Here is a 21,836-nt window from a genome sequence, read left to right on the forward strand (position 1 = left end):
GGCCTGTGCCTGTGCGTAGCAATGGATGGGCCAAGTGCGGGCAGGGGCGGGAACGTCCGGGCTGGGGCGGCGCGGCGCGCCAGCAGGCCGCTTCGATCCGCGTCAGTCTGGGGCGTAGGAAGCGCTTCGTGCACTGTTTTGGCTCCGTGCCGCCCACCTGCGCAGCGCCGGGCGCGCCGAGCAAACCGCTTGGTCACGGGGCATTCAGGGCGTCACGCGGCAGCTGGCACAACCACTGCATAGGCTCGACCGACCCACCGCGTTGTCGCGTGTGGAATGCCCAGTCGATCAATGGCGATCGTTTGGCCGCTCACGGCCCGGGTGACCATGACTGCCCAAGGCCCACGGGCCGGCAGTGCGAACAGGCAAAGGCGCCTGGAACCTTTTGGTTCCGGGCGCTTTTTTTTTGCTTCGAACAAACCGGATTGGCTTTGACGGGTGCCTCTATGAACACTGCGAACGAACTGCAAACCCTGATCGTGATTGGCAACGGGATGGTCGGCCATCACTGTGTCGAGCAACTGGTGGCGCGGGGCGCCTTGGCGCACCACCGCATCCATGTGTTCAGCGAAGAGCCGCTACGCGCCTATGACCGTGTGCACCTCTCGGAATATTTCGGCGGCCGCGATGCCGAATCCCTGGCCCTGGGCGAGGCGACGCTGTACCAGACCCCGGGCGTGACCCTGCACCTGGGCGTTCCCGTGCTGGAGATCGACCGTGCCCGCAACGAGGTCATCACCGCCCAGGGGTGCATGCCCTATGACCAGCTGGTCCTGGCCACCGGCTCCTACCCCTTCGTGCCACCCATTGAAGGCGCCGCTGGCAACGCGCGCCTGGTCTACCGGACCTTGGCCGACCTGGACACCATTCGCGCCGCCGCCCGCTCGGCCAGGCGCGGGGTGGTCGTCGGTGGCGGCCTGCTGGGTCTGGAAGCGGCCAACGCGCTCAAGTCCCTTGGCCTGGAGGCCCATGTCGTGGAGTTCGCGCCACGCTTGATGCCGGTGCAACTGGACGACCTCGGGGGCCAGGCACTCAAGGCACGCATCGAAGCACTGGGCGTTGGCGTACATCTGTCCCGTGCCACCCAGTCCATCACCCCGGGCAGCGAGTACCGCTACCGGATGAATTTTGCCGATGACGCGTTTCTCGAGACGGACCTGATCGTGTTTTCCGCTGGCATCCGCCCCCAGGACAGCCTGGCCAGAGACTGCGACCTGGCAATCGGTGCCCGGGGCGGCATCTGCATCGACAGCCAATGCCGTACCAGCGACCCTCGCATCTTTGCCATTGGCGAATGCGCCGCCTGGAACGGCAGCGTCTTTGGCCTGGTCGCGCCCGGCTATCAGATGGCCCGCAATGTGGCCGCGCAACTGTGCGATGCGGTGGGGTTGAGCGAGGACAGCGCCGAGCCGTTCCTCGGCGCGGACATGTCCACCAAGCTGAAACTGCTGGGGGTGGATGTGGGCTCGATCGGCGACGCCCAGGGCATCACCCCCGATGCGCGCAGCTACCGCTTCATCGACGAGGCCAGTTCCACCTACCGCCGCCTTGTCGTCTCCGCCGACGGCAAGCAGGCGCTCGGTGCGGTGCTGGTCGGCGACAACAGCTACTACGACACCTTGCTGCAATACGTGCAGAACGGCATTACGCTGCCGGCGGACCCTGCGTCGTTGATTCTGCCCCAGGGCACTGCCGCGCCAGCCTTGGGCGTGGAGGCTCTGCCTGCCGCCGCGACGGTCTGCTCGTGCCACAACGTCAGCAAAGGCGCGATCTGCTGCGCTATCGACAGCGGTGTCAGCGACCTGGCAGGCCTCAAGGCCCAGACCAAGGCCGCCACCGGTTGCGGTGGTTGTGTCGGCCTGCTCAAGCAAGTCTTCGAACACGAACTCACCGCCCGTGGCGTGATCGTCGACAAAAGCCTGTGCGAGCACTTCGCCTATACCCGCCAGGAGCTGTACTCGCTGGTGCGCGTCGAAGGCATCGAAACCTTCGAAGCGCTGTTGGCCCGTCACGGCAAAGGCCAGGTCGGCTGCGATATCTGCAAACCGGCAGTGGGCTCGATCCTGGCCTCCTGTTGGAACCGGCCGATCCAGGAGCCCTGGCTGGTGCCGTTGCAGGACACCAACGATACCTTCATGGCCAACATGCAGAAGAACGGCACCTACTCGGTGGTGCCACGCATTCCCGGTGGCGAAATCACCCCGGACGGGCTGATGGCCATCGGCGCGGTGGCGAAGAAGTACGACCTCTACACCAAGATCACCGGCGGCCAGCGCATAGACCTGTTTGGCGCGCAGCTGCATGAGTTGCCGGATATCTGGAGCGAGCTGATCGCTGCCGGCTTCGAAACCGGCCATGCCTATGGCAAGTCCACCCGCACGGTGAAGAGCTGCGTGGGCAGCACCTGGTGCCGTTATGGCGTGCAGGACAGCGTGAAGATGGCGCTGCTGATCGAGCACCGCTACAAAGGCTTGCGCGCACCGCACAAGCTCAAGTTCGCCGTATCCGGTTGCACCCGCGAATGCGCCGAGGCGCAGAGCAAGGACGTCGGCGTGATCGCCACCGAGAAGGGCTGGAACCTCTACATCGCCGGCAACGGCGGCATGCGCCCGCGCCATGCCGAACTGTTCGCCACCGACCTGGATGATCAGACCCTGATCCGCTACATCGACCGCTTCCTGATGCTTTACATCCGCACCGCCGACAAGCTGCAGCGCACCTCGGTATGGCGCGAAAGCCTCGAAGGCGGCCTGGACTACCTCAAGGCGGTGATCATCGACGACAGCCTGGGCCTGGCTGCCGAGCTCGAGGCGCAGATGCAACTGGTGGTCGATCGCTATGAGTGCGAGTGGGCCAATGCCCTGAAGGATCCGGAAAAACTCAAACGCCTGCGGACCTTCGTCAACGCCAAAGGGGGCGACCCGGATGTCCACTTCCTCAAGGAGCGTGGGCAGATCCGCCCCGCGACGGTGGACGAGCGCAACGTGATCAATGCAGTGGAGGTGGTGTGATGGGATTAATCGACAGCTGGAAGATCGCCTGCGGGCGCGACGACCTGGTGGCCAATTCCGGCGTGGTGTCGCTGGTGGACGGTGTGCAGGTGGCACTGTTCTACCTGCCCGAGGACGAGCAACTGTTTGCCGTGGAGAATCGCGACCCGCTGTCGGGCGCCAACGTGATCGCTCGAGGCATCGTCGGTCACTTGGCTGGCGAGCTGGTCATCGCGGCGCCTTTGTACAAACAGCACTTTCGCCTGCAGGACGGCACCTGCCTGGAATACCCGGAGCAGGTCCTGAAAGTGTGGCCGGTGCGCCTTAACGGCGATGCCGTGGAGATCTCCCTTTCATAAGAGAGGGGCGTTGCGCACCGACTGAGGTGTTCGGCGGTGCGCACGGCGGGTGTCAGAGCGATGGCATCACCGGGTCGCGCCCGGCGAGGATGTCTTCCACACGGCGTTGCAGCGCGTCATTGAGCACCTGCGGTTGTGGAATGAGCCAGTAGCGATCTTCCCGGATGCCTTCGAATACGCGCTCGGCGAACTGGTCCGGGGTCAGCCCATGGGCGTCCAGCATCTGGCGCATCGTGTCGACGAACCCGCGCACTTCGGGGCGGTCGAGTGCATCGCCAAAGGGGTTGTCGAAAATGCCGCTGCGCACAGGCCCCGGCGCGAGCAGCGACACGCCCACGGGCGTCCCGAGCATCTTCAGTTCGCCGTGCAGCGACTCGGTCAGGGCGACGACGGCGAATTTCGTCGCCGAGTAGGGCGCCATCAGCGGGCTCGCTAAAAAGCCTCCCACCGATGCGGTGTTGATGATGCGCGCTGGCACGTTGCGCTCGAGCATGCGCGGCACGAAGCTGCGCAGGCCGTTGAGCACGCCATGGACATTGACCGCGAAGCTGTTTTCGAAGCGTTCCGGTGAAATTTCCCAGCTGAAACCCGTCGCCATGATGCCGGCGTTGTTGAACAACAGGTCGACACCGCCAAAACGCTGCCAGGTGGCATCGGCCAACGCCTCGAGCGCTTCGGGTTTGCGCACATCGGTCGGTACGCACAGGGTCTCGGTCTGAAGCCCGTGCGCGACAGCTTTGAGCTTGTCGAGATCGAGGTCAGCCAACACGACCTGCATGCCAAGCTTTGCCGCATGACGCGCCAGCCCACTGCCGATGCCACTGGCCGCGCCGGTAATGACTGCGGTACCGCCTTCGAAACGAATGGATGTCGTCATATTCAGAGTTCTGTCGGGAGGGTGGATGGGCGCATGCAACATTGCCCCTGGAGTCGTTCGCAGTGTCCACCATGGCGTACAGGTCGGGCCCTAGCATCGTCCATTCGGACGGGGCATCGGCGCATTGCCGTGCCGTAGCCTCGAACCCTCTGCGCGCCGGGCATTACCTGGGCTGCGCGTTTTGATCGGCAGGCCGGTGGCCTTCATTGTGTGAGCCAAACCCATGTCCCAACGATTGGCAGGTAAAGCAGCATTGGTACTCGGCGTCGCGCCGGGCAACGTCGGTGAGGCCATCGCCCGGCGCTACGTCGAGCACGGGGCGAGGGTGATGATCGCCGGAAGACGAGTCGAGGCGCTGGAGGCGGTCGGCGCTGCCCTCGATGTGCCATGGCAGGTCTGCGACATCATCTCGCAAAGCGAAGTGGACGCACTCGTCGCTTCGAGCGCGCAGCGCTTCGGAGGGCTGGATATCGGTGTCAATGCCACTGGTTGGGGGCTGCTCAAACCCTTCCTGGAACACAGCCAGGAGGATCTGGATCGGATGAGCGCCGTACAGTTCACCGGGCCTTTCCAGTACTTCCAGGCCGTGCTGCGGCACATGCCCCAGGGCGGGTCGATCATCCAGATCTCCTCGGTCACCGCCAGCATCATGTTCGATGACCACGCGGCCTACATGGGCACCAAGGCCGGCATGGACCATGTGGTGCGTTGCATCGCCCATGAGTTCGGGCACCGGGGAATACGGGCCAATTCCATTGCACCCGGCGGGTTGGCCGATGCACCGATGTCCGGCGGTGGGTTGCAGCACCCAGCCATCGCGGCGCTGTATCACCGCGAGATCCCGTTGCAGCGCAGCGGCGTGGCGGCGGAAGTGGCCGATGCCGCGCTGTGGCTGGCCGGTGATGAGTCGAGCTTCGTCACCGGCCAGGTCATCCATGTCAGCGGTGGCCAGACGCTGCGGCGCAACCCTTCGCTGGGCGAGGTCTACGCCGCGGCGACCGGTATGGTCTGACGGCGTCTACGGCTTGGCTTTCCAGGCGCCCGAGGCCGCTGCCGCGCGGAACTTGGCTCGGTTCTCGGGGGTGTCGGCAGGCTCGGACTCGCCGAAGATCGCCTTCATCCAGTGCCCGTCGGTGGGGTTGGGAAAGACGATGAACTTATCGCCGAACTGGGCACGATCCTCGTCGAGCAACGTAGCGCGCTGCTGGACATCGTCGACGTAGTAGCGACGCTTGAAGTCGTTGAGGTTGTCGCCCAGCATCAGCAGCACGTCGTGGTGCTCGGCCACGGCCTTCTGCGCGGGCTCCTTGTTGGAGCTTTCGCGCAGGATGGTCACGTGTTCCTTGTCGGCGAAGGGCACCTTCAGCGCACGCAGGTTGTTGAGCGCGTACTCATCGGTCTTGTCGCCCTGGTCGCGGCTGGATACATAGAAAATCTCCACGCCCTTGGACTTGGCGTACTCGAGAAACGCCAGCGCGCCTGGCGTCAGGGTCGGGCCGTTGGCGGCGACCCAGCGGTCCCAGAGTGCGTCGTCGAAGAAGTCTTTGTCCTCGTTCATCAGCGCGCCCCAGTAGGTGTTGCTGCTGAGGATCGTGTCGTCCAGGTCGCTGATGATCGCCGGTGGCTTGGCGCCGGGCTTGGCGCCGGGCTTGCGCTCGGCCAGGGCCTGGTCCAGGCGCAGCTTGGCCAGGTTGAAACCTTGGTAGTACAGCGCACGGTACTCGGCGGCGGTCTGACGCCAGGCGACGGCGGCGGTCAGCAGGTTGGGCTTGGCTGGGGCGGTATCGGCGAGCGCCAATTGGAAGGGCGCGGCGAGCACGAGTGCGGTGGCGGCGATTATTGTTCTTGGCGTGGGCATGTACGAGGTTCCTTGTCTCACCCGCTGCGGGTCGGCGGGCGTGGGAATCTCGTACCACAAGCCGGACGGCGGCCTCAATCGGGGTGACGCAATTGTGTAGCAACCTGACGCTGCGTCGTCAGGTGTTGGGTCGCTTCCTTGAAAGGTTGCCAGAGGCGAGGGCGGTATGGCGGGGTAGTCCGAATGGAGGGTGCGCAGGGTTTTTTGATGGCGGTAGCTTTCACGGGACTATCCGCCACAAAAACAACAAAGGCATTCACTGTGACGACCCAACGCAAGGAATTTCCCGAAGGTGCGGTCCTGGTCATTGGCGGCAGCGGTGGCGCAGGCGAGGCCATCTGCAGCCGTTTCGCCGAGCTCGGCTCGGATGTGGTGCTGACCTATCACCGCAACGAAGCGCGTGCCGCCCAGGTGGTCGCGGCCGTGCAGGCCCAAGGGCAACGCGCCCAGGCCTGGCAGTTGTCGATGAGCGATCTGGACGGCGTGCAGCGCACGCTCGAGGCCATCCTCGCCCAGGGGCGCATCCACACGGTGGTGATCGCTGCGGGTTCCGACATCACCCAACCCCCGATCCGTGATCTGGATGTAGCGCAGTGGCGCGCGGTGATCGATGCCGACCTCAATGGCTTTTTCGCCATCGTCCAGGCCACGTTGCCTCACCTGAAGGCCCAGGGTGGCGGTTCCTATGTGCATGTGAGTTCGGCGGGGATGCACCGCTGGCCTGAAGGCGACGTGCTGTCGGTCGCGCCCAAGGCGGCCATCGATTCGCTGCTGCAGGGCATCGCCAAGGAGGAAGGGCGCTTCGGCGTTCGCGCCAACAGCGTGGCCATCGGCGTGATCGAGACAGGCATTTTCCTGCGCCTCTGGCAGGACGGCACCTTCGACGACAAATGGCGCGATGCCGTGCAGCGCAACCTTTGCCTCAAGCGCTGGGGACAGGCATCGGAGGTGGCCGATGCGGTCGCCTTCCTGGCCTCCAATCGTGCGCTCTACACCACCGGGCAAGTGTTGTCGGTGGACGGTGGGTACGGCGTCTAGTGGCAATCATTCCATGGAGAACCTCATGCAAGACGCAATGACGCTCGAACAACGTATCGCCCGCCTCGAAGCCCTGGAGGCCATCCGCGAGCTGAAGCACCGCTACCTCAACGCCTGCGACCTCAAGGACGTGGCGGCGATTCGCGACTGCTTCGCGCACGGGCCGGTGCTGATCGACTACGGCCCGCTGGGTGTCTTTCACGACCGCGAGCCGTTCCTGGCGCTGTACAGCGAGCTGGCCTGCGTGCCCCGAGTGATCGACCTGCACCATGCCGCCAACCCGCAGATCGACTATCAAGACCCGGACAACGCCCAGGCGCGCTGGGCCTTGCACTACCAGAACCGGGATGGCGAAACCGGCGTGACCCGCCAGCTCGGTGGCTTCTACCAAGACCGCTACCGGCGTGAGGCGGGTCAGTGGCGCATCGTCGAAACGGTATTTCGCGGGCACTTCGAAGTGGTGCGCCCCAAGCCTGGCCCGATCAGTCCCTGGCCTTGAACACGCCGGCCTCATGGCCCATCTGGTTCGAGGCCTGGGGCAGCGAGGTCACTTTGATTGCCCGTGCCGGCACGGCGAACTTGGCACCGATGCCGGCGAACTGTTCGAGCAACTGGAAGTTGATCGCCTGCTGGATGTCCATGTACAGGTTGTAGCCAGGGTCGAGCACGATGTAGACGCATTCGAACTCCAGCGACTCCTTGCCGAAACCGCGCAAGTGCGCGCGGTCGAAGCGCACCTGGTGCTGGGCCTTGATCACCTGTGCGACGATGCCCGGCGCCTTTTTCACCGCCTCGGTGGGGGTGTCGTAGGACAGGCCGAATTCGAAGACGATGCGCCGCTCCTGCAGGCGCTTGTAGTTCTGGATGGTGCTGCTGATCATGCCGGCGTTGGCCATGACGATCTGCTCGCCGCCAAGGCTGCGAATGCGTGTGGTCTTCAGGCCAATGTGCTCGACCGTGCCGGCCAGCGGCCCGATGACGATGAAATCGCCCACCTCGAACGGCTTGTCCACGGCAATGGAGAGGGAGGCGAACAGGTCGCCGAGGATGTTCTGCACCGCCAGTGCCACGGCGATACCACCCACGCCGAGGCTGGCGACGAAGGCGGTGATGTTCACGCCCAGGTTCGACAGCATCGCCAGCAGTACCATCGACCACAAGAGCACCCGCGCGCCCCAGGCCGACAAGGTGGCCAGGGCACTGCCCTGGTAGAAGCCCTCGGCGCTGTGCCGAGCGAAGTAACGGGCAAGGCCCAGGGCGATGGCGCGGTTGGTCCACAGCCCGATCTGCAGAGCGGCGACCACGAACCACAGGCTGCCGACCCGATCCAGCCAGCGCTCGGGCAGGTCCAGTACGCTCAGACCCACCAGCAGGGCGGCGAGCAGCAACAGCACGTTGCTGGTGCCTTCCAGCACTTTGGCCAGGACCTGGGCGAAATGCCCATCGTGGGAGGACCAATGCTCGACCCGGCGTTTGACGAAGCTGATCGCCCAGCGGGCGACAAGGAAAGTGACGATGCTGACCCCCAGGGCCAGCATCAGGTTGAGCACGGAGATGCCAAAGAGCGTCGTGTTCGTCAGCGATTCGAGGAATCGTTCGTTCATCGTCGTTTGCCCTCCCAGGCAGTGATAGACACGTGCTCGTTAGAAGGGCATTGGCATCGGGGGTTGGACCGGGTGTGTGCGGACCTCGACGAACGGTTCGCACGTTACCCTCGCGCTTCAGGCCTTGGGTTTGGGCGCGAAGCGCAGGATGGCGCAGGCGATGAGGGCCGACACCAGCGAGCCGAGCAGGATGCCGATCTTGGCCTCGTCGATACGATCAGGCTGCCCCGGGAAGGCGAGTTCGCCGATGAACAGGCTCATGGTGAAGCCAATGCCGCACAGCATCGCCACGCCATAGATCTGCAGCCAGCTGGCCCCACGTGGCTTGGCCGCAAGGCCGGTCTTGACTGCCAGCAGCACGCCTGCGAACACCCCCAACTGCTTGCCCAGCAGCAACCCCAGGGCGATGGCCAGCGGCAGCGGGGCGAATACATCGCTCAGGCTCAGGTGGCTGAAGGCGACCCCCGCGTTGGCAAAGCCGAAGGCCGGCACGATCAGGAACGCGACCCAAGGCGCCAGGGCGTGCTCGAGCGTGAGCAGCGGGCTGGCGCTGTCCTGCTTGCCGCCTGCGCTGTAGGGAATCAGCAGCGCACCGACCACGCCGGCGATGGTGGCGTGCACGCCCGAGAGCAGGGTGACGTACCACAGCGCCGCGACGCCCAGCAGGTATGGCCACAGCGACACCACGCGCAGGCGATTGAACGCCAGCAGCACGAGGATGATCCCGCCCGCCGCGGCCAGGGCCAGCAGGTTGATCGACGAGGTGTAGAACAGCGCGATGATCGCCACGGCGCCCATGTCGTCGATGATCGCCACCGAGACCAGCATCACCTTCAGCGACAGCGGTGCGTGCCGGCCCAGCAGCGCCAAGGCGCCGACGGCGAAGGCGATGTCCGTGGCCGCCGGGATCGCCCAGCCACTGGCAAGGCCCGGCTCGCTGCGCGAGACCACCAGGTAGATCAGCGCCGGCACCGCCATGCCCATCAGGGCCGGCAATGCAGGCAGGCGGCGTTGCTCCCAGGTGGCCAGGCGGCCATCGACCAGCTCGCGCTTGATCTCAAGCCCCACCAGCAGGAAGAACACCGCCATCAATCCGTCGTTGATCCAAAGGTGAACGGTCATCGGGCCAAGCTTGTCGCTCAGCGTGGGCCCTACGGGCAGGTGCAACAGGTGCTGGTAGGCGCTGGCCCAGGGGCTGTTGGCAAGAAAGATGGCCAGGGCTGCGGTGATCATCAGTAGCACGCCGCCAGCGGCCTCGCTGGTCAGCAGGCGCTGCAGCAGCGATGGCCGCGCAAGGGTGGGCACAGGTGCATTCATTCGGGAGTCCTCGTTCATGACGTCACCTTCGCGAGGGCAGCGGCGCGTCGGAAGGCGGACACAACGAAACGATGGCCCCGGACGTTCCGGGCCACTGCAGCAAAGGATGGGAAGAAGGGAAGATGGCGCTGGGAAACCCCGGCCGAGAAAAAACGGGACGGGAAACGCCAAAAAGGTTTGGAGGCTGCGTGCAACATGAAAATAGCTCTCGGAAAACAAATGAATGTTCTCCGTATTCGGGAAGGCTCCCGGGCGCACGCAGCACACGCCAGGCGACAATTCTACGGGTGTAATTCGCTATTTTCTGTAGGAATTTACTTCGAAATGTTGCCGTGGCGTTTGGTTTCGCTCGTTCGCCGGTGGCACGCGGCGGCGAAAGGAGCAGGTCACGTCGCTGTCATGCGCCCTTGGTAAGGTCCAGGCGCGCTTGCGTCCAAACAACAAGAAGGTGACCACTGGTGTATTCCGGCACGCCCCGCAAACAGATCATCCTCCGCTCCGAGGACATGCGCAGCGACACGTTCGGCGCGTTGTTCTCGCGTATGTTCGACAACCTCTATGCCGACTCGTTGGCACTGTCGGACGACATCGTCATCAGTGGCGTGTATGGGCGTCACGAAGGCGTCAGCTTTCGCCGCATGCACTACCGGGGCGATTGCTGCATTACCTTCGGCGACCCCCAGGACGAGATCACTTTTGTGCTGCCCAGTGCGGGCAAGGTGGTCTTCGAGCACGGCGGCGAAACCTCCGGTCGACCCGGTCTGGGCCTGGCCATCGACAAGCGCTCGCTCCAGGCGCTGCGGTTTGCCGAGGACCATGCCCAGTGCGGCATGTCGATCCACCGGGGGTTGATCACCGAGCGGTTGGCGATCCTGTTGGGCCGCCCGGTGTTGCAGCCGGTGCGCTTCGAACCGGTGGTGGACCTGGGCGTCGCGGCGTTCCAAGGCATTCGCGCCTTGCTCGAGCTGGCCACCGGCAGCGAGTTCGACCAGTTGATCCATGCGGGCGTGCTGATGCCGGTGCGTTTGCAGGAAATGCTCATCGACGCAGTGCTCGAGGCCTGGCCGCACAACCACAGCGAAGCCCTGCGCCGGCCCTCGCCGCAGATCGCGCCACGTCATGTGAAGTTGGCCATGGACTACATTCGCGCCAATCCCCATAGCCTGATCAGTGGCACCGAGCTGGCAGCGCTGGCCAGTGTCAGCCTGCGGGCCCTGCAGCAGGGGTTCAAGCGGTTCGTGGGGGCATCGATCGTCGACTATCAACGTCAGGTACGCCTGGAGCGGGCCTATGAAACCTTGGCACGTGGGGAGTCCGGCTCGGTGTCGGAGGTGGCGTTGCGTCATGGATTCAGCAACGCCGGGCGGTTTTCGCAGTACTTCCAGCAGGCCTATGGCGTGAGCCCCGCCCAAGTGCGGCGAGGCTTGTAAGTCCCGTTGGCCTATTCGCGGGTAAACCCGCAGGTTTTACGCTGCTTTCAAAAGCACCGCTGTACCTGTAGGAGCGGGTTTACCCGCGAAGAAGGCACCACCGAGCAAGACAGTTGCCCCCCAGGGGCCTCAGAACGCGTAGCTGGCTTTCAGGCTGCCGCTCACCCCATGGCTGTCACCCCCGCCCATGGCTGCCACTTCACCCCCCACGCTGAACGCGCCCAGGTTGGCCATGAGGTTGACCCCGCCGGTGAACTGGTCGCGGTTGTCGAACGCCGCGCGTTGTTCGATATCCAGCCCCAGCAGATGGCCTTCGCTGTCGACCTGATGGTCCCCCAGCACATGCTCATAGCCCGCCGAGAAACCCGGCACCAGTTGCCAGCCACTGTCCAGCCGCGTTGGCGCCAGATTCACCTGCAGATTGGCAAAGGCGCTGCGTCGGGTCTGCTGGATGCCGTCGACGTCCAGGGCCAGCTCGCTGCCTTTTTCAGTGAACCCCGACAGGTCCACATGACTGACCCGCATGCCCAGGCTTGGCTCCAGCACCAGGGCGCCGCTGTTCAGGCGATAGCCCAACGCGACGCTTGCCCCGGTCAGGTTGCCGTGGCTGTCGCCCTTGGCCCGGCCCAGGCCGCCGCCCAGGTCGCGCTTGCTTTCATAGTCGAACCAGCCGGCGCTGGCCTTGGCATCGATGAACAGCCCTTGCTCCAGGCTGCCGGGGGCAAAGCGGGCGCCAGCACTGAGGAAGGTCAGGTCGGTGTCTGCCTCGCCACCCGCGCCGCCGACGTTGCCGTTGCTGTAGCCGAAGCCTGCATGGGCGCTGAGCTGTTCGGAAAAGCGCTGGGTCACGCCGATCATCAGGCCTTGGCTGTGCTCGTTGCTGCTCTGGGCATGGGATGAGCCATCGGTGCCCACATAGCCGGCCAAGGCGGTACTCCACAGACGCGTCTGGCCGGGCTTGAGGTCGGTGCCGCTGGCGAAGGGTGCCGCAGCCTGGTCGATCATCATGTCCTGGCGCAGCAGGTAGCTGGCCGCGTCCGCATGCACCTGGCCGCCGACGGTGGATTCCACGCCTCCCAGGGTGCCGGCGTCGATGGCCGACTGCAGGTAGTAGTTGTAGGCGCTGTAGGTGCCCGAGAGCGGGCTGTCCTGCAGATCCTGCAACAGGCGAGCGCCAGCGGCGGCGTTGCCTTGCAGGCCGGCCTGGCCGGGCAGGCTGTTGTAGCGGACCATCTTGCCGCGCAACACGTAGAGGGTTTCCTGGGACAGGCCCAGGCCCTGCTTGAGGTAGTTGTCCATGGTGCCGTAGCGCGCCTTGACCTCATCGAGCCCGGCCTGCAGGTAGCTGGCATCCACGCGGATCATCGGCCCATAGATGGCGGCCAGGTTCGGCGGCAGGGACGCCAGCGTCGCGGCGATGCGGTCGGCCGTGTAGTCGTTGGTGGCCAGGTAGTTGGCCATGATGGTGGCGTCGTCTACGCCAGCGATGCTCTGCAGCACGGCGGCGGTCCAGCCGGTGCGATCCTTGCCGGCGGTGCAATGGAACAGCGCTGCGCCTTCGGCACCGGCCAGTTCGTTGAACAGCACGGTGTATTGACTGCGCATGCCCGCGTCGTAGACGAAGGCGCGGTTGGTCTCCTTCATCATGGCGATCGCCTCGTCGGCGTTGTGGAACGTGGTGTTGGTGATGTCCACCCCCGAGGTGGTGGCGCCGATGATGTCGATGTTCTGGTAGCTCATGCCAGGCGCCAGGCGGTCGGGCGTGGCGGCGATCTCGTTGGGGGTGCGCAGGTCGAATACTTTGCCGATGTTCAGGCTGGTGAGCGTGGCCATGTCCGCGTCGGTCGGGGTCACGGCGTTGGTGCGGTAGAACACCCCGGCGCGCATGGTGCCGTTGTGGGCGGTGCTGTATGCGGTGGTGGTGCCGGCAATGTCGCGGAAGTTGTCCATGCCCGCCAGGCGCGGGGTATTGAGCGCATCGGCGCCTTGGGCGGCGGAAACGGCGAGGGTGAGCAGGGACAGGGAACACAGGACGCGTGGATACACGGGGCTAGCCTCGTTGTTGTGGAGTGGGCTAGCAACTATTAGCGCGATCGTTGGGCTGCGATATTGCACAGGCCCCGATCAATGACGATGAGTGCGCGATCGGTCCGTGGGGTGCGCGATCTGTCTATCGAAAGCCTTCTTGCCGCTGGTCAGCCGTGCTCCGCCGGGCCGCTCTCACGACTTGCGCCATCCCTGTAGGAGCGGGTTCACCCGCGAACACCGGCAAAGCCGGTGCCATTTACTGCGCAGCCTGCTTCGCGGGTAAACCCCACGAAGCAAGCTGCGCCAAGGCGGGTAGGTGCACGATTGAAAAGTGTTGAGAAATACCAACCGAAGGCGATTCGAGCTTGTCCAGCCTCCTGGAATCTCCCACCGGGATCGCACCGCCTCAAGGCTTGCGTATCACCATGCAGGCGGGTTTACACGCAGGCGTAGACCACCAGTTCCACCAGCATTTCTTCCCGGGCCAAACCGGCCACCACCATGGCTGCGCGGTTGGGGTAGGGCGCCTGGAAGTAGTCGGTGTACAGGCTGTTGACCGTGGCCAGGTAGCTGCGGTCGGTGACATAGATCAGCACCTGGGTCACCGCGTCCAGCGAGCTGCCGGCCGCTTCCAGGGTGTGACGCAGGTTGTCCAGGGTCTGGCGGGTCTGGGCCTCGATGCCGCCAGGGACCACCTGGCCCTGGGCGTCGATCGGGATCTGCGCGGTGTACAGCGTGCCGTTGCCGACGACGGCCCATTCCAGCGGGGCCTTGGAGGCAAACAGCTGGGTCTTGATCGCATGTTTCATGAGGTGGATTCCTGAATGTCCGCAAGAGGTTCAGTCGGCATCGCTGCCGCCGCCCGCGCCATGGCGGCGGGAGGCTTCGGTGCTTTCGACGAGGATGTGATCGGCCATCTGCTTGAGCCGTCGCCAGGTGGGTTCGCTGACCGTGAAGCCTTGGTTGAGGAGGCTGTGCGTCGCGGCGACCGGCGCGATGGCCCGGGCCGTCCGGCTGAACAGCACGGTGATGCTCTGCTCGATCGCTTCCCCGGCGCCGGGCGGCGCGTCGCTGTGCAGTTGAGGGTGGTTGGCGCCAGCGACGAAGCTGGCCACATGGCGCTGGCGTGCATCGTCCCAGCGGGCCTGGACCTGCAACCCCAGCTCGGCCGCCCGGCTCAGGTAGCCCAGCAACAGCAAGCGGTTGTGGCAGTGGTGGATGCGCAGCACCGCCTGACCGCTGCGCAGGGCCTTGCCCAGCGCCAGCTCCACCACGGTCGCGGCGCAGCGCAGCACGCTCTGGCCCTTGGCATCGATCACCAGCAGGGCGCTGTCTTCATAGCACAGGGTGAACGGCTGCTCGGCTTCGCGTTGCAGGTAGTCCAGAGCCTTTTCCAATGTGCCGACGCCGTCCAGCCCTTGCAGGTGCAACCAGCCCACCAATTCGGCGGCGTCCTCGCAGTCACCGGCGGCAAAGCCCATGCCTTCGAAGGCCTTGCGGCACATCACCTGGATTTCGTTGAGCGATACGCGCATGGTCACAGCCCTCCCTGCGGCATCACCGCGAAGTTCCAGTCGTCCTCGAACGGCTGGCCGATGTCACTGACCAGCGGCGCGCCCTGGAACAGCGTGATGCGCACCCAGCGGCTGGACTTGGGGTCGAACTTACCCGCGCCGAAGAACGCCAGTTTGCAGCGCAGCAGGTGGATCGGCAGCATGTCCTGGGCCAGCAGGTTGGCGCGGATCTCGCCATAGGCGCTTTGCGCCATGCCCTGCAGGCGGCGCACGGTGCCCTTGAACGCCGGTTGGGCGATGAGAAAGTGCGCGGTCAGGGCCTGGGGCTGCTCGCGCAGATGCTCGAGCAGCGCCGTATGGCAACGCTGGATATTGCGGGCGATGCCCAGTTGCATCTCTTTTTCGGCGCCCGGCTCCTCGGCGCGCATGCCCAGGCGCGGTTCTTCTTTTTCGGCCGAGCGGTACCAGAAGAAATGCTCGGCTTCGACGTGGCCGAAGTCGTAGGCCAGGGCCCAGGCAAATTGCCGTTCGATGAGTTCACGCAGTTGCGCAAGGGGCATCTGGGCATCCAGGCGCAGGCCTTCGACCACACCCATCTGCTCGGCCAGCGGCGTGACCTGATCGGGATACAGCTCCAGCAGCAAACTCACCAGCAGCTCCTGGCAACCCAGCCCGGTATGGGCTTCGCTCCAGGCCTGCAGACGCGGCCAGAGGTCGTCGCCAGCAGGCTGGCCGCCGAGCCAGTCGGCCAACGCCGACAACTCGGCGAGGGTGCGCAGGTTCTGTTCATGCTGGCGCACATCTTCGGTCTGGGTCTGGCTCAGGTGCAGGTGGGCGCGGGTCAGCAACCCTTGCAGGCGTGCCAGGTGCACGGGCTCGGCCGGCTGGGCCAGGACCTGCGCCAGGGCGGTTTCCCGCGTGCTGATCCAGCGCTCCACCAATTGCGGGTGATTGATCAGGAACGGCGCCATGCCCAGCCCGGTGGCATTGCCGACGCCCAGGTAGCGTTGCAGCGCCGGGGCCAGCCGCACCGCCCGTTGTGGGTTGAGCGCGCGGGCCATGTGTTCGATCTGCTCGATGCTGAAATGGCGCAGCAGGTAGACCGTGAACATTTGCGCGCTGAACGGCTGGTTGAAGTCCGGGTTGCCTTGCAGGCAGCCGAAATCCGCGATGCCGAACTTGCCATTGCCGTACACGGCGGTGGTGCGATAGAGGTAGCCGACTTCGGCCAGTTGATGTGGGTCGGGCTGCTGACCTTCGGCCAGCGCCGCCAGGAACCGGTCGAAGTTGCGCAGGCTGCGGTTGGCCCGGGACAACACCAGCACGCGGGCATCGAAGCGCCCGGCCTCCTGCAACGGCACATTGCGCGCAAGGTCGGCCAGTTGCGCCGCGTCGACGTCGCCCGCCACCAGCACGAAGGTGACGTCCCACTGGTCGGCGATCACCCGGTCGCTGCGTTTTTCCGGCGGCAGGTAGGCCGAGAAGATCACGCAGTGGTAATGGGCGTGCGGCGTGTCGATGCGGTAGAGGGCGGTGCCGAAGCCTTCGCCATCGAGGTCGAAGCGGCTGCGCTGGATCTGCCAGCGCTGGTTCATCATCCGCCGCATGCTGCTGCGCACGAAGCTCAACGGGCTCTGGAAGTGGCTGCCCAGCCGGGCCAGGTCCATGACCTGGTCGGCAGGGCGCAGCACGGGGGTGGCAAGCACGGTGTTGGACATTGTTGTCGTACCTGGATGCATCATGTTCAGACGCCTTGTTCGCGGGCCATGTGCCGGGCGATGCGCACCGCATCCCACAACGCTGGCAGGATCACCAGCGACACCGGCACCGCGGTGATCACAATGAAGGACTGCAGGGCCGTCACGCCGCCCGCGCCGATGGTGATCAGCACCACCGCCGCCAGGCCCATGCCGATGGCCCAGAAACCGCACAGCCATTTCTTCGGTTTATCGTTGCTGGACATCGCCAGCGCCACGGTGAAGGCCATGGCATCGCCGTTGGTGGCCACCGAGATGAAACTCAAGAACAGGAACAGCGCGCTGATCAGACCGCCCAGCGGCAGGTTCTGTGTCACGCCCAGCAGCAGGTCCTCGGGTTGGGCACCATGGGCGGTGACGATGCCTGGGGTCTGCAGCTCCAGGCCAATGCCGGTGCCGCCGACCACGGTGAACCAGAACATGGTCACCAGCGGCGCGATGATCGACAGCGTCATGATGATCTCGCGGATGGTGCGGCCCCGCGAGATCCGCGCGACGTACAGCGCCACCATCGGGGCATAGCCGATGAACCAGCCCCAGTAGAACACCGTCCACCAGTCCAGCCATTTGGGGTCGGCGCGGAACATCGTCATCGGGATGAAGTGCTCCACGTGCAAGGCAAAGGCCTGCGGGAAGCCGCCGAGGATGAACAGTGTCGGCCCGAACACCACCATGAACACGGCCAGGCCGATCATCAACCAGACGTTGATCTCGCTGACGAAGCGGATGCCCTTGAGCCCCACCAGGCAGGAGACGGTGTACATCGCCGTGACCAGCACGATGGTGACCGACTGGGTGACGATGCCGTTGGGCACACCCCACACCGCATGCAGAGCGCTGCTGATCTGCAGCCCCAGGAAACCGATCGGGCCGATGGTGCCGGCGACCACGGCGATGATCGAAGTGGCATCGGCCAGGGTGCCGATCGGGCCCTTGAGCGCGCGCTCGCCGAACAGCGGGTAGAGCAGGGTGCGCGGTGCCAGGGGCAGGCCCTTGTCGTAGTGCAGGTGCATCAGCACGATCGCCAGCAGGCTGCCGAGCACCGCCCAGGCCAGGAAGCCCCAGTGCACGAAGGACTGCGCCAGGGCCGCGGTGGCCGCCGCTTCGCTGTGCGGTTGGATACCCGCGAACAGCGGTGGCGGGCTGGCAAAGTGCATCAGCGGCTCGGCAGCCGCCCAGAAGGCGCCGCCGCCGGCGAGCAGGGCGCACATGATCACGGCGATCCAGTTGAAGGTGCTGATGTCCGGGCGTTGGGTCACGCCGCCCAGGCGTACGCGCCCGCACTTGGAAAAGCCGATGGCCAGACTGACCACGAAGGTCGCCAGCATCAGCACCTGCCAGTACAGGCCAAAGGCCTTGGTCGACCAGGCGAAGAGGGTGTTGACCAGGGCCGACACCGTATCGATGTCGATCAATGCCGCCAACAGGAATGCGCCGAGAAAGCCGCCGCTGATCAGAAACAGCGGCCAGTCGATGTCCCGCGACAGCGGCAGGCGCAGGGTCTGGTCGTCAGCCGGCAGGGTGGTTGGGTTTTTCATTTAGCCTCCGGAACCTGTGATTGTTTTTTTTGTAAGGCTGTCCGTGCGAGGGGCTCAGGCCTGCGCCGTGGTGGCGGTCTCCAGCAGGCGCAACCAGTTCAGCCCCATGATCTTGGCCACGTCGTCTTCGGCAAAGCCGCGGGCACGCAGGCCCTGGGCGATGTTGGGGAAGTCGCGGCTGTCGCGGAACCACTGCAACGGCGCTGGCCAGTTGGCGTTGTCCTTGGAGCCTTCGCCGTAGTCTTTCTCCTTGCTCCAGCGGCCGTTGCGCATCCATTCGAGCACCGACAGCGGCTGTGCCTGGCACAGGTCGGTGCCGATGCCGATGTGCTCGACGCCCATCAGGTCGGCGGTGCGTGCGACCATGTCGCAGAAGCTCTCCAGGGTGCAGTCCGAGGCGCCCTTGAGGTGGAACGGGTAGGTGCTAAAGCCCAGCAGCCCACCGGACTCGGCGATCCCGCGCAACACCGCGTCGGACTTGTTGCGCTTGGCGGCGTGGAAGCTCGACGGGTTGGCGTGGGAGATGATCACTGGCCGGGTCGACAGCTCGATGGCCTCCAGCGTGCTGCGTTCGGCGCTGTGGGACATGTCGATCAACATGCCGACGCGGTTCATCTCGGCGATCACCTGGCGGCCGAAGCGGCTGATGCCGTTGTCTTCGCGCTCGTAGCAACCGCTGGCCAGCAGGCTCTGGTTGTTGTACGTCAACTGCATGACGAACACCCCGAGCTGGCGGAAGACCTCCACCAAGGCGATGTCGTCCTCGATCGGCGAACAGTTCTGGAAGCCGAAGAAGATCCCCACCCGGCCTTCCTCATGGGCCAGGCGAATGTCGCTGGCCGAGCGCACCGGGCGGATCAGTTCGGGCCAGGTCTCGAAGCGGCGGTTCCACTCACCCAGGCGCGACAGAGTCTCGCGGGCGTTCTCGTGGTAGGCGATGGTGGCGTGCACCGCGCTCAGGCCGCCGGCCTGCATTTGCTGGAATATGTCCGGGCTCCAGTTGGAGTACTGCAGGCCGTCGATCATCAAAAGGTCGTGCATGGCGCGTCTTCCTTCAGGGCCGCAGGTAGGTGGTCTTGACCACGGTGTAGAAATCGCGAGCGTACTGGCCCTGTTCGCGCGGGCCGAAGCTCGAGGCTTTGCGACCGCCGAACGGCACGTGGTAGTCGGTGCCGGCGGTGGGCAGGTTGACCATCACGCAGCCTGTCTGGGCGCGGCGCTTGAACTCGCTGGCGTGGCGCAGCGACTGGGTGATGATGCCGGCGGTAAGGCCGTACTGGGTGTCGTTGAGCGTGGCCAAGGCCTCTTCGAAGTCGCGCACGCGGATCACGCAGGCGATGGGGCCAAAGACCTCTTCGCGGTTGATGCGCATGTCGTTGCGGCTGTCGATGAACAGTGCCGGGCGCATGTAGTAGCCGTCGGTGTCCAGCTGCAGGCGTTCGCCGCCTTCGATCAAGGTGGCGCCTTCGGCCTGGGCCAGCTGCAGGTACTCCAGGTTCTGCTCCAGCTGACGCGCATCGGCCACTGGGCCTATCTGCACTCCGGCCTGCAGGGCATGGCCGACCTTGAGTTGGCGCATGCGCAGGCGCAAGGCCTCGACGAAGCGGTCGTGGATGGCGTCACAGACGATCAGCCGCGAGGACGCCGTGCATTTCTGTCCGGTGCCGAAGAAGGCGCCGTTGAGGGCGCATTCCACTGCCAGGTCCAGGTCGGCATCGTCCATCACCACCAGGGCGTTCTTGCTGCCCATTTCCAGCTGGCAGCGCACCAGGTTGCCGGCGGTGGCGACCGCGACGCGTCGGCCGGTTTCCAGGGAGCCGGTGAAGGTCAGGGCGTCGATGTCGGCCGAGTTGACCAGGGTTTCGCCGACGCTGGCGCCGCTGCCCATGACCAGGTTGAAGGTGCCGGCAGGCAGGCCCTGACGGCTGATGATCTCGGTCAGGGCCCAGGCGCTGGCCGGGACCAGGTTGGCGGGTTTGAACACCACGGCATTGCCGAAGGCCAGGGCCGGGGCGATCTTCCAGGCCGCGGTGGCCATGGGGAAGTTCCACGGCGTGATGATGCCCACCACGCCCACCGGTTCGCGGTGTACTTCGATGTCGATGCCCGGGCGCACGGAGGCGGCGGTCTCGCCCATCTGGCGCAGCACTTCGGCGGCGTAGTAGTGGAAGAACTGGCCGCTGCGGTGGACCTCGCCGATGCCTTCGGCCAGGGGTTTGCCTTCTTCACGCGAGAGCAGTTCGCCGAGTGCTTCTTTGCGGGCGATCAGCTCGTCGCCGATGGCCATCAGCACTTGCTGGCGGGCTTCCAGGCCGCTGGCGGCCCACAGCGGTTGCGCGGTACGGGCGGCCTGGATGGCCTGGCGGGTCTGCTCGGCGCTGGCCTGGTGGTATTCGCCGATCAGGTCGCGCGTATCCGAGGGGCTGTGGTTGCCCAGGGTGGTCTGGCCTTCGCACCACTGGCCATCGATGTAGTTCTTGTACGTCATGGATGAAAGCCTCCGTTTGCCTGGCTCTCATCTTGCGAGCAATATGCAGCAAATAAAAATTAATAAAAAAAATGCTTTGATAAGGATCGCTAACCATGCTGCCCGAACTGAAGATCGCCCAACTGCGTTATTTCGTGCTGGTCGCCGAACTCAAGAGCTTCCACGCCGCCGCGCGCCAGGCGTTTCGCACTCAGCCGGCGATCTCGCTGGCAGTACGGGAGCTGGAACAGAAACTGGGTCAGGCCCTGGTCGAGAAGGGCGGTGGCCGGGTGGAGCTGACGCCGTTCGGTGAGCATTGCCTGCCGCTGTTTCGTGGCTTGATCGAGCACCACGACCGTATTGCCCGTGAAGCCACCCTGCTGGCTCGGCATGAGATCGGCCAGGTCAGCATCGCCACCGTGCCCTCGGTGGCCAGCCGTTTATTGCCAGGGCCGTTGGCGCGATTCGTGGCCGAGCACCCGAACGTGCAGGTCAGCATCCAGGACGGCACCGCCGAAAGTGTCCAGCAACTGCTGGCCAGAGGGCAGGTGGATTTCGGCATCAGCAGCCTGTGGATGGAGGATGAGCAGATCGAGTTCGCGCCCATCGCCCATGACCAGGTGGGCGTGGTGTGCCGGGCCGATCATCCGCTGGTGCAGGTGGGTGAGGCCCTTCATTGGTCGCAATTGCAGGGCCTGCCGATGATCGGCAACGGCACCTCGCGGCTGCTCGAAGGCACGGATGCGGCGTGCTTGCTGGAGCACAGCCGGTTGTTCGTTTCCAACATGATTTCGTTGATCGCGATGCTGGAAGAAGGGGTGGGGGTCAGCACCTTGCCGTACCTGGCGTTTCCGCTGGAGAACGAGAAACTCGCCTTCCTGCCGTTGGCCGCGCCCAAGGTAGAGCGCCAGATCGGCATGCTCACCCGCAAAGGGCGCAGCCTGTCACCGGCGGCGGGGGCGCTGATGGCGTTCTTGCGGGCGCAGTTGCCGAGCACTGAATGAAGGCCTGTGGGCGTGCACCGCTGACGATGTTGCACGGCCTGTGTGGGAGCGAGCT

The 21,836-nt window shown here is 65.1% G+C and carries 18 protein-coding genes; 7 read left to right on the plus strand and 11 right to left on the minus strand.

Features of this window, described 5'->3' with window-relative positions; genetic code table 11:
- Positions 1-446: 446 nt before the first annotated feature.
- Positions 447-3,011: a nitrite reductase large subunit NirB gene (nirB, locus tag ACNFCH_RS21185; RefSeq protein ID WP_416743619.1), complete on the plus strand. Its 2,565-nt coding sequence runs from the start codon at positions 447-449 to the stop codon at positions 3,009-3,011.
- Positions 3,011-3,349, plus strand: coding sequence for a nitrite reductase small subunit NirD (nirD, locus tag ACNFCH_RS21190; RefSeq protein WP_196165282.1), 339 nt, complete (start codon positions 3,011-3,013; stop codon positions 3,347-3,349). Before nirB ends, nirD begins: the two co-directional genes overlap by 1 nt.
- Before the next feature lie 52 nt (positions 3,350-3,401).
- Here nirD and ACNFCH_RS21195 read toward each other — a convergent pair whose 3' ends face one another.
- Positions 3,402-4,226, minus strand: a complete 825-nt coding sequence (locus ACNFCH_RS21195) for an SDR family NAD(P)-dependent oxidoreductase (RefSeq protein WP_416743621.1) — start codon at positions 4,224-4,226, stop codon at positions 3,402-3,404.
- Positions 4,227-4,449: 223 nt separating this feature from the next.
- Here ACNFCH_RS21195 and ACNFCH_RS21200 point away from each other — a divergent pair, with 223 nt between their 5' ends.
- Complete coding sequence (locus ACNFCH_RS21200) at positions 4,450-5,238, plus strand: SDR family NAD(P)-dependent oxidoreductase (protein ID WP_416743623.1); 789 nt, start codon at positions 4,450-4,452, stop codon at positions 5,236-5,238.
- Between the two features lie 6 nt (positions 5,239-5,244).
- Here ACNFCH_RS21200 and ACNFCH_RS21205 read toward each other — a convergent pair whose 3' ends face one another.
- Entirely contained in the window at positions 5,245-6,084 is an 840-nt protein-coding gene (locus ACNFCH_RS21205; protein ID WP_416743625.1) for a 5'-nucleotidase, lipoprotein e(P4) family, read from the minus strand.
- Between the two features lie 261 nt (positions 6,085-6,345).
- Here ACNFCH_RS21205 and ACNFCH_RS21210 point away from each other — a divergent pair, with 261 nt between their 5' ends.
- Positions 6,346-7,122 carry an SDR family NAD(P)-dependent oxidoreductase gene (locus ACNFCH_RS21210; RefSeq protein WP_337159049.1) on the plus strand — a complete coding sequence of 259 codons (777 nt, stop codon included), beginning with the start codon at positions 6,346-6,348 and terminating at the stop codon, positions 7,120-7,122.
- A gap of 25 nt (positions 7,123-7,147) precedes the next feature.
- Positions 7,148-7,621: a nuclear transport factor 2 family protein gene (locus ACNFCH_RS21215; RefSeq protein ID WP_337159048.1), complete on the plus strand. Its 474-nt coding sequence runs from the start codon at positions 7,148-7,150 to the stop codon at positions 7,619-7,621.
- Here the strand turns inward: ACNFCH_RS21215 and ACNFCH_RS21220 are convergent.
- Together ACNFCH_RS21220 and nhaA are read right to left on the minus strand one after the other, a co-directional pair.
- On the minus strand, positions 7,605-8,726 hold the full coding sequence (locus ACNFCH_RS21220; RefSeq protein WP_337159047.1) for a mechanosensitive ion channel family protein: 1,122 nt from the start codon (positions 8,724-8,726) through the stop codon (positions 7,605-7,607). The genes ACNFCH_RS21215 and ACNFCH_RS21220 overlap by 17 nt on opposite strands.
- 117 nt (positions 8,727-8,843) lie before the next feature.
- A complete protein-coding gene (gene nhaA, locus ACNFCH_RS21225) occupies positions 8,844-10,043 on the minus strand; it encodes a Na+/H+ antiporter NhaA (protein ID WP_416743628.1) in 1,200 nt (399 codons plus the stop codon).
- A 458-nt stretch (positions 10,044-10,501) separates the two neighbouring features.
- Between nhaA and ACNFCH_RS21230 the strand changes: the two genes are divergently transcribed.
- Positions 10,502-11,473: an AraC family transcriptional regulator gene (locus ACNFCH_RS21230; RefSeq protein WP_416743630.1), complete on the plus strand. Its 972-nt coding sequence runs from the start codon at positions 10,502-10,504 to the stop codon at positions 11,471-11,473.
- Positions 11,474-11,602: 129 nt separating this feature from the next.
- On the opposite strand, the gene ACNFCH_RS21235 is transcribed toward ACNFCH_RS21230, so the two are convergent.
- The 7 genes from ACNFCH_RS21235 to ACNFCH_RS21265 form a co-directional block, all read right to left on the minus strand.
- Positions 11,603-13,519, minus strand: coding sequence for a tyrosine-protein phosphatase (locus ACNFCH_RS21235; protein ID WP_416743633.1), 1,917 nt, complete (start codon positions 13,517-13,519; stop codon positions 11,603-11,605).
- Between the two features lie 419 nt (positions 13,520-13,938).
- Positions 13,939-14,310, minus strand: a complete 372-nt coding sequence (locus ACNFCH_RS21240; protein WP_416743635.1) for a RidA family protein — start codon at positions 14,308-14,310, stop codon at positions 13,939-13,941.
- Positions 14,311-14,340: 30 nt separating this feature from the next.
- On the minus strand, positions 14,341-15,036 hold the full coding sequence (locus ACNFCH_RS21245) for a DUF3726 domain-containing protein (protein ID WP_416743637.1): 696 nt from the start codon (positions 15,034-15,036) through the stop codon (positions 14,341-14,343).
- Between the two features lie 2 nt (positions 15,037-15,038).
- Entirely contained in the window at positions 15,039-16,733 is a 1,695-nt protein-coding gene (locus ACNFCH_RS21250; RefSeq protein WP_337159041.1) for a hypothetical protein, read from the minus strand.
- 26 nt (positions 16,734-16,759) lie between these two features.
- Positions 16,760-18,310: a BCCT family transporter gene (locus ACNFCH_RS21255; RefSeq protein ID WP_337159040.1), complete on the minus strand. Its 1,551-nt coding sequence runs from the start codon at positions 18,308-18,310 to the stop codon at positions 16,760-16,762.
- 54 nt (positions 18,311-18,364) lie between these two features.
- On the minus strand, positions 18,365-19,351 hold the full coding sequence (locus ACNFCH_RS21260) for a dipeptidase (protein WP_196163369.1): 987 nt from the start codon (positions 19,349-19,351) through the stop codon (positions 18,365-18,367).
- A 13-nt stretch (positions 19,352-19,364) separates the two neighbouring features.
- Positions 19,365-20,798 (minus strand): aldehyde dehydrogenase family protein, encoded by a 1,434-nt coding sequence (locus tag ACNFCH_RS21265; protein WP_416743640.1) that lies wholly within the window; start codon positions 20,796-20,798, stop codon positions 19,365-19,367.
- A 95-nt stretch (positions 20,799-20,893) separates the two neighbouring features.
- Here ACNFCH_RS21265 and ACNFCH_RS21270 point away from each other — a divergent pair, with 95 nt between their 5' ends.
- Positions 20,894-21,781: a LysR family transcriptional regulator gene (locus ACNFCH_RS21270; RefSeq protein ID WP_043209252.1), complete on the plus strand. Its 888-nt coding sequence runs from the start codon at positions 20,894-20,896 to the stop codon at positions 21,779-21,781.
- Positions 21,782-21,836: the final 55 nt, after the last annotated feature.

The sequence above is a fragment of the Pseudomonas sp. NY15354 genome (assembly GCF_048068075.1).
In the GTDB taxonomy this organism is placed as follows: Bacteria; Pseudomonadota; Gammaproteobacteria; order Pseudomonadales; family Pseudomonadaceae; genus Aquipseudomonas; species Aquipseudomonas guariconensis_C.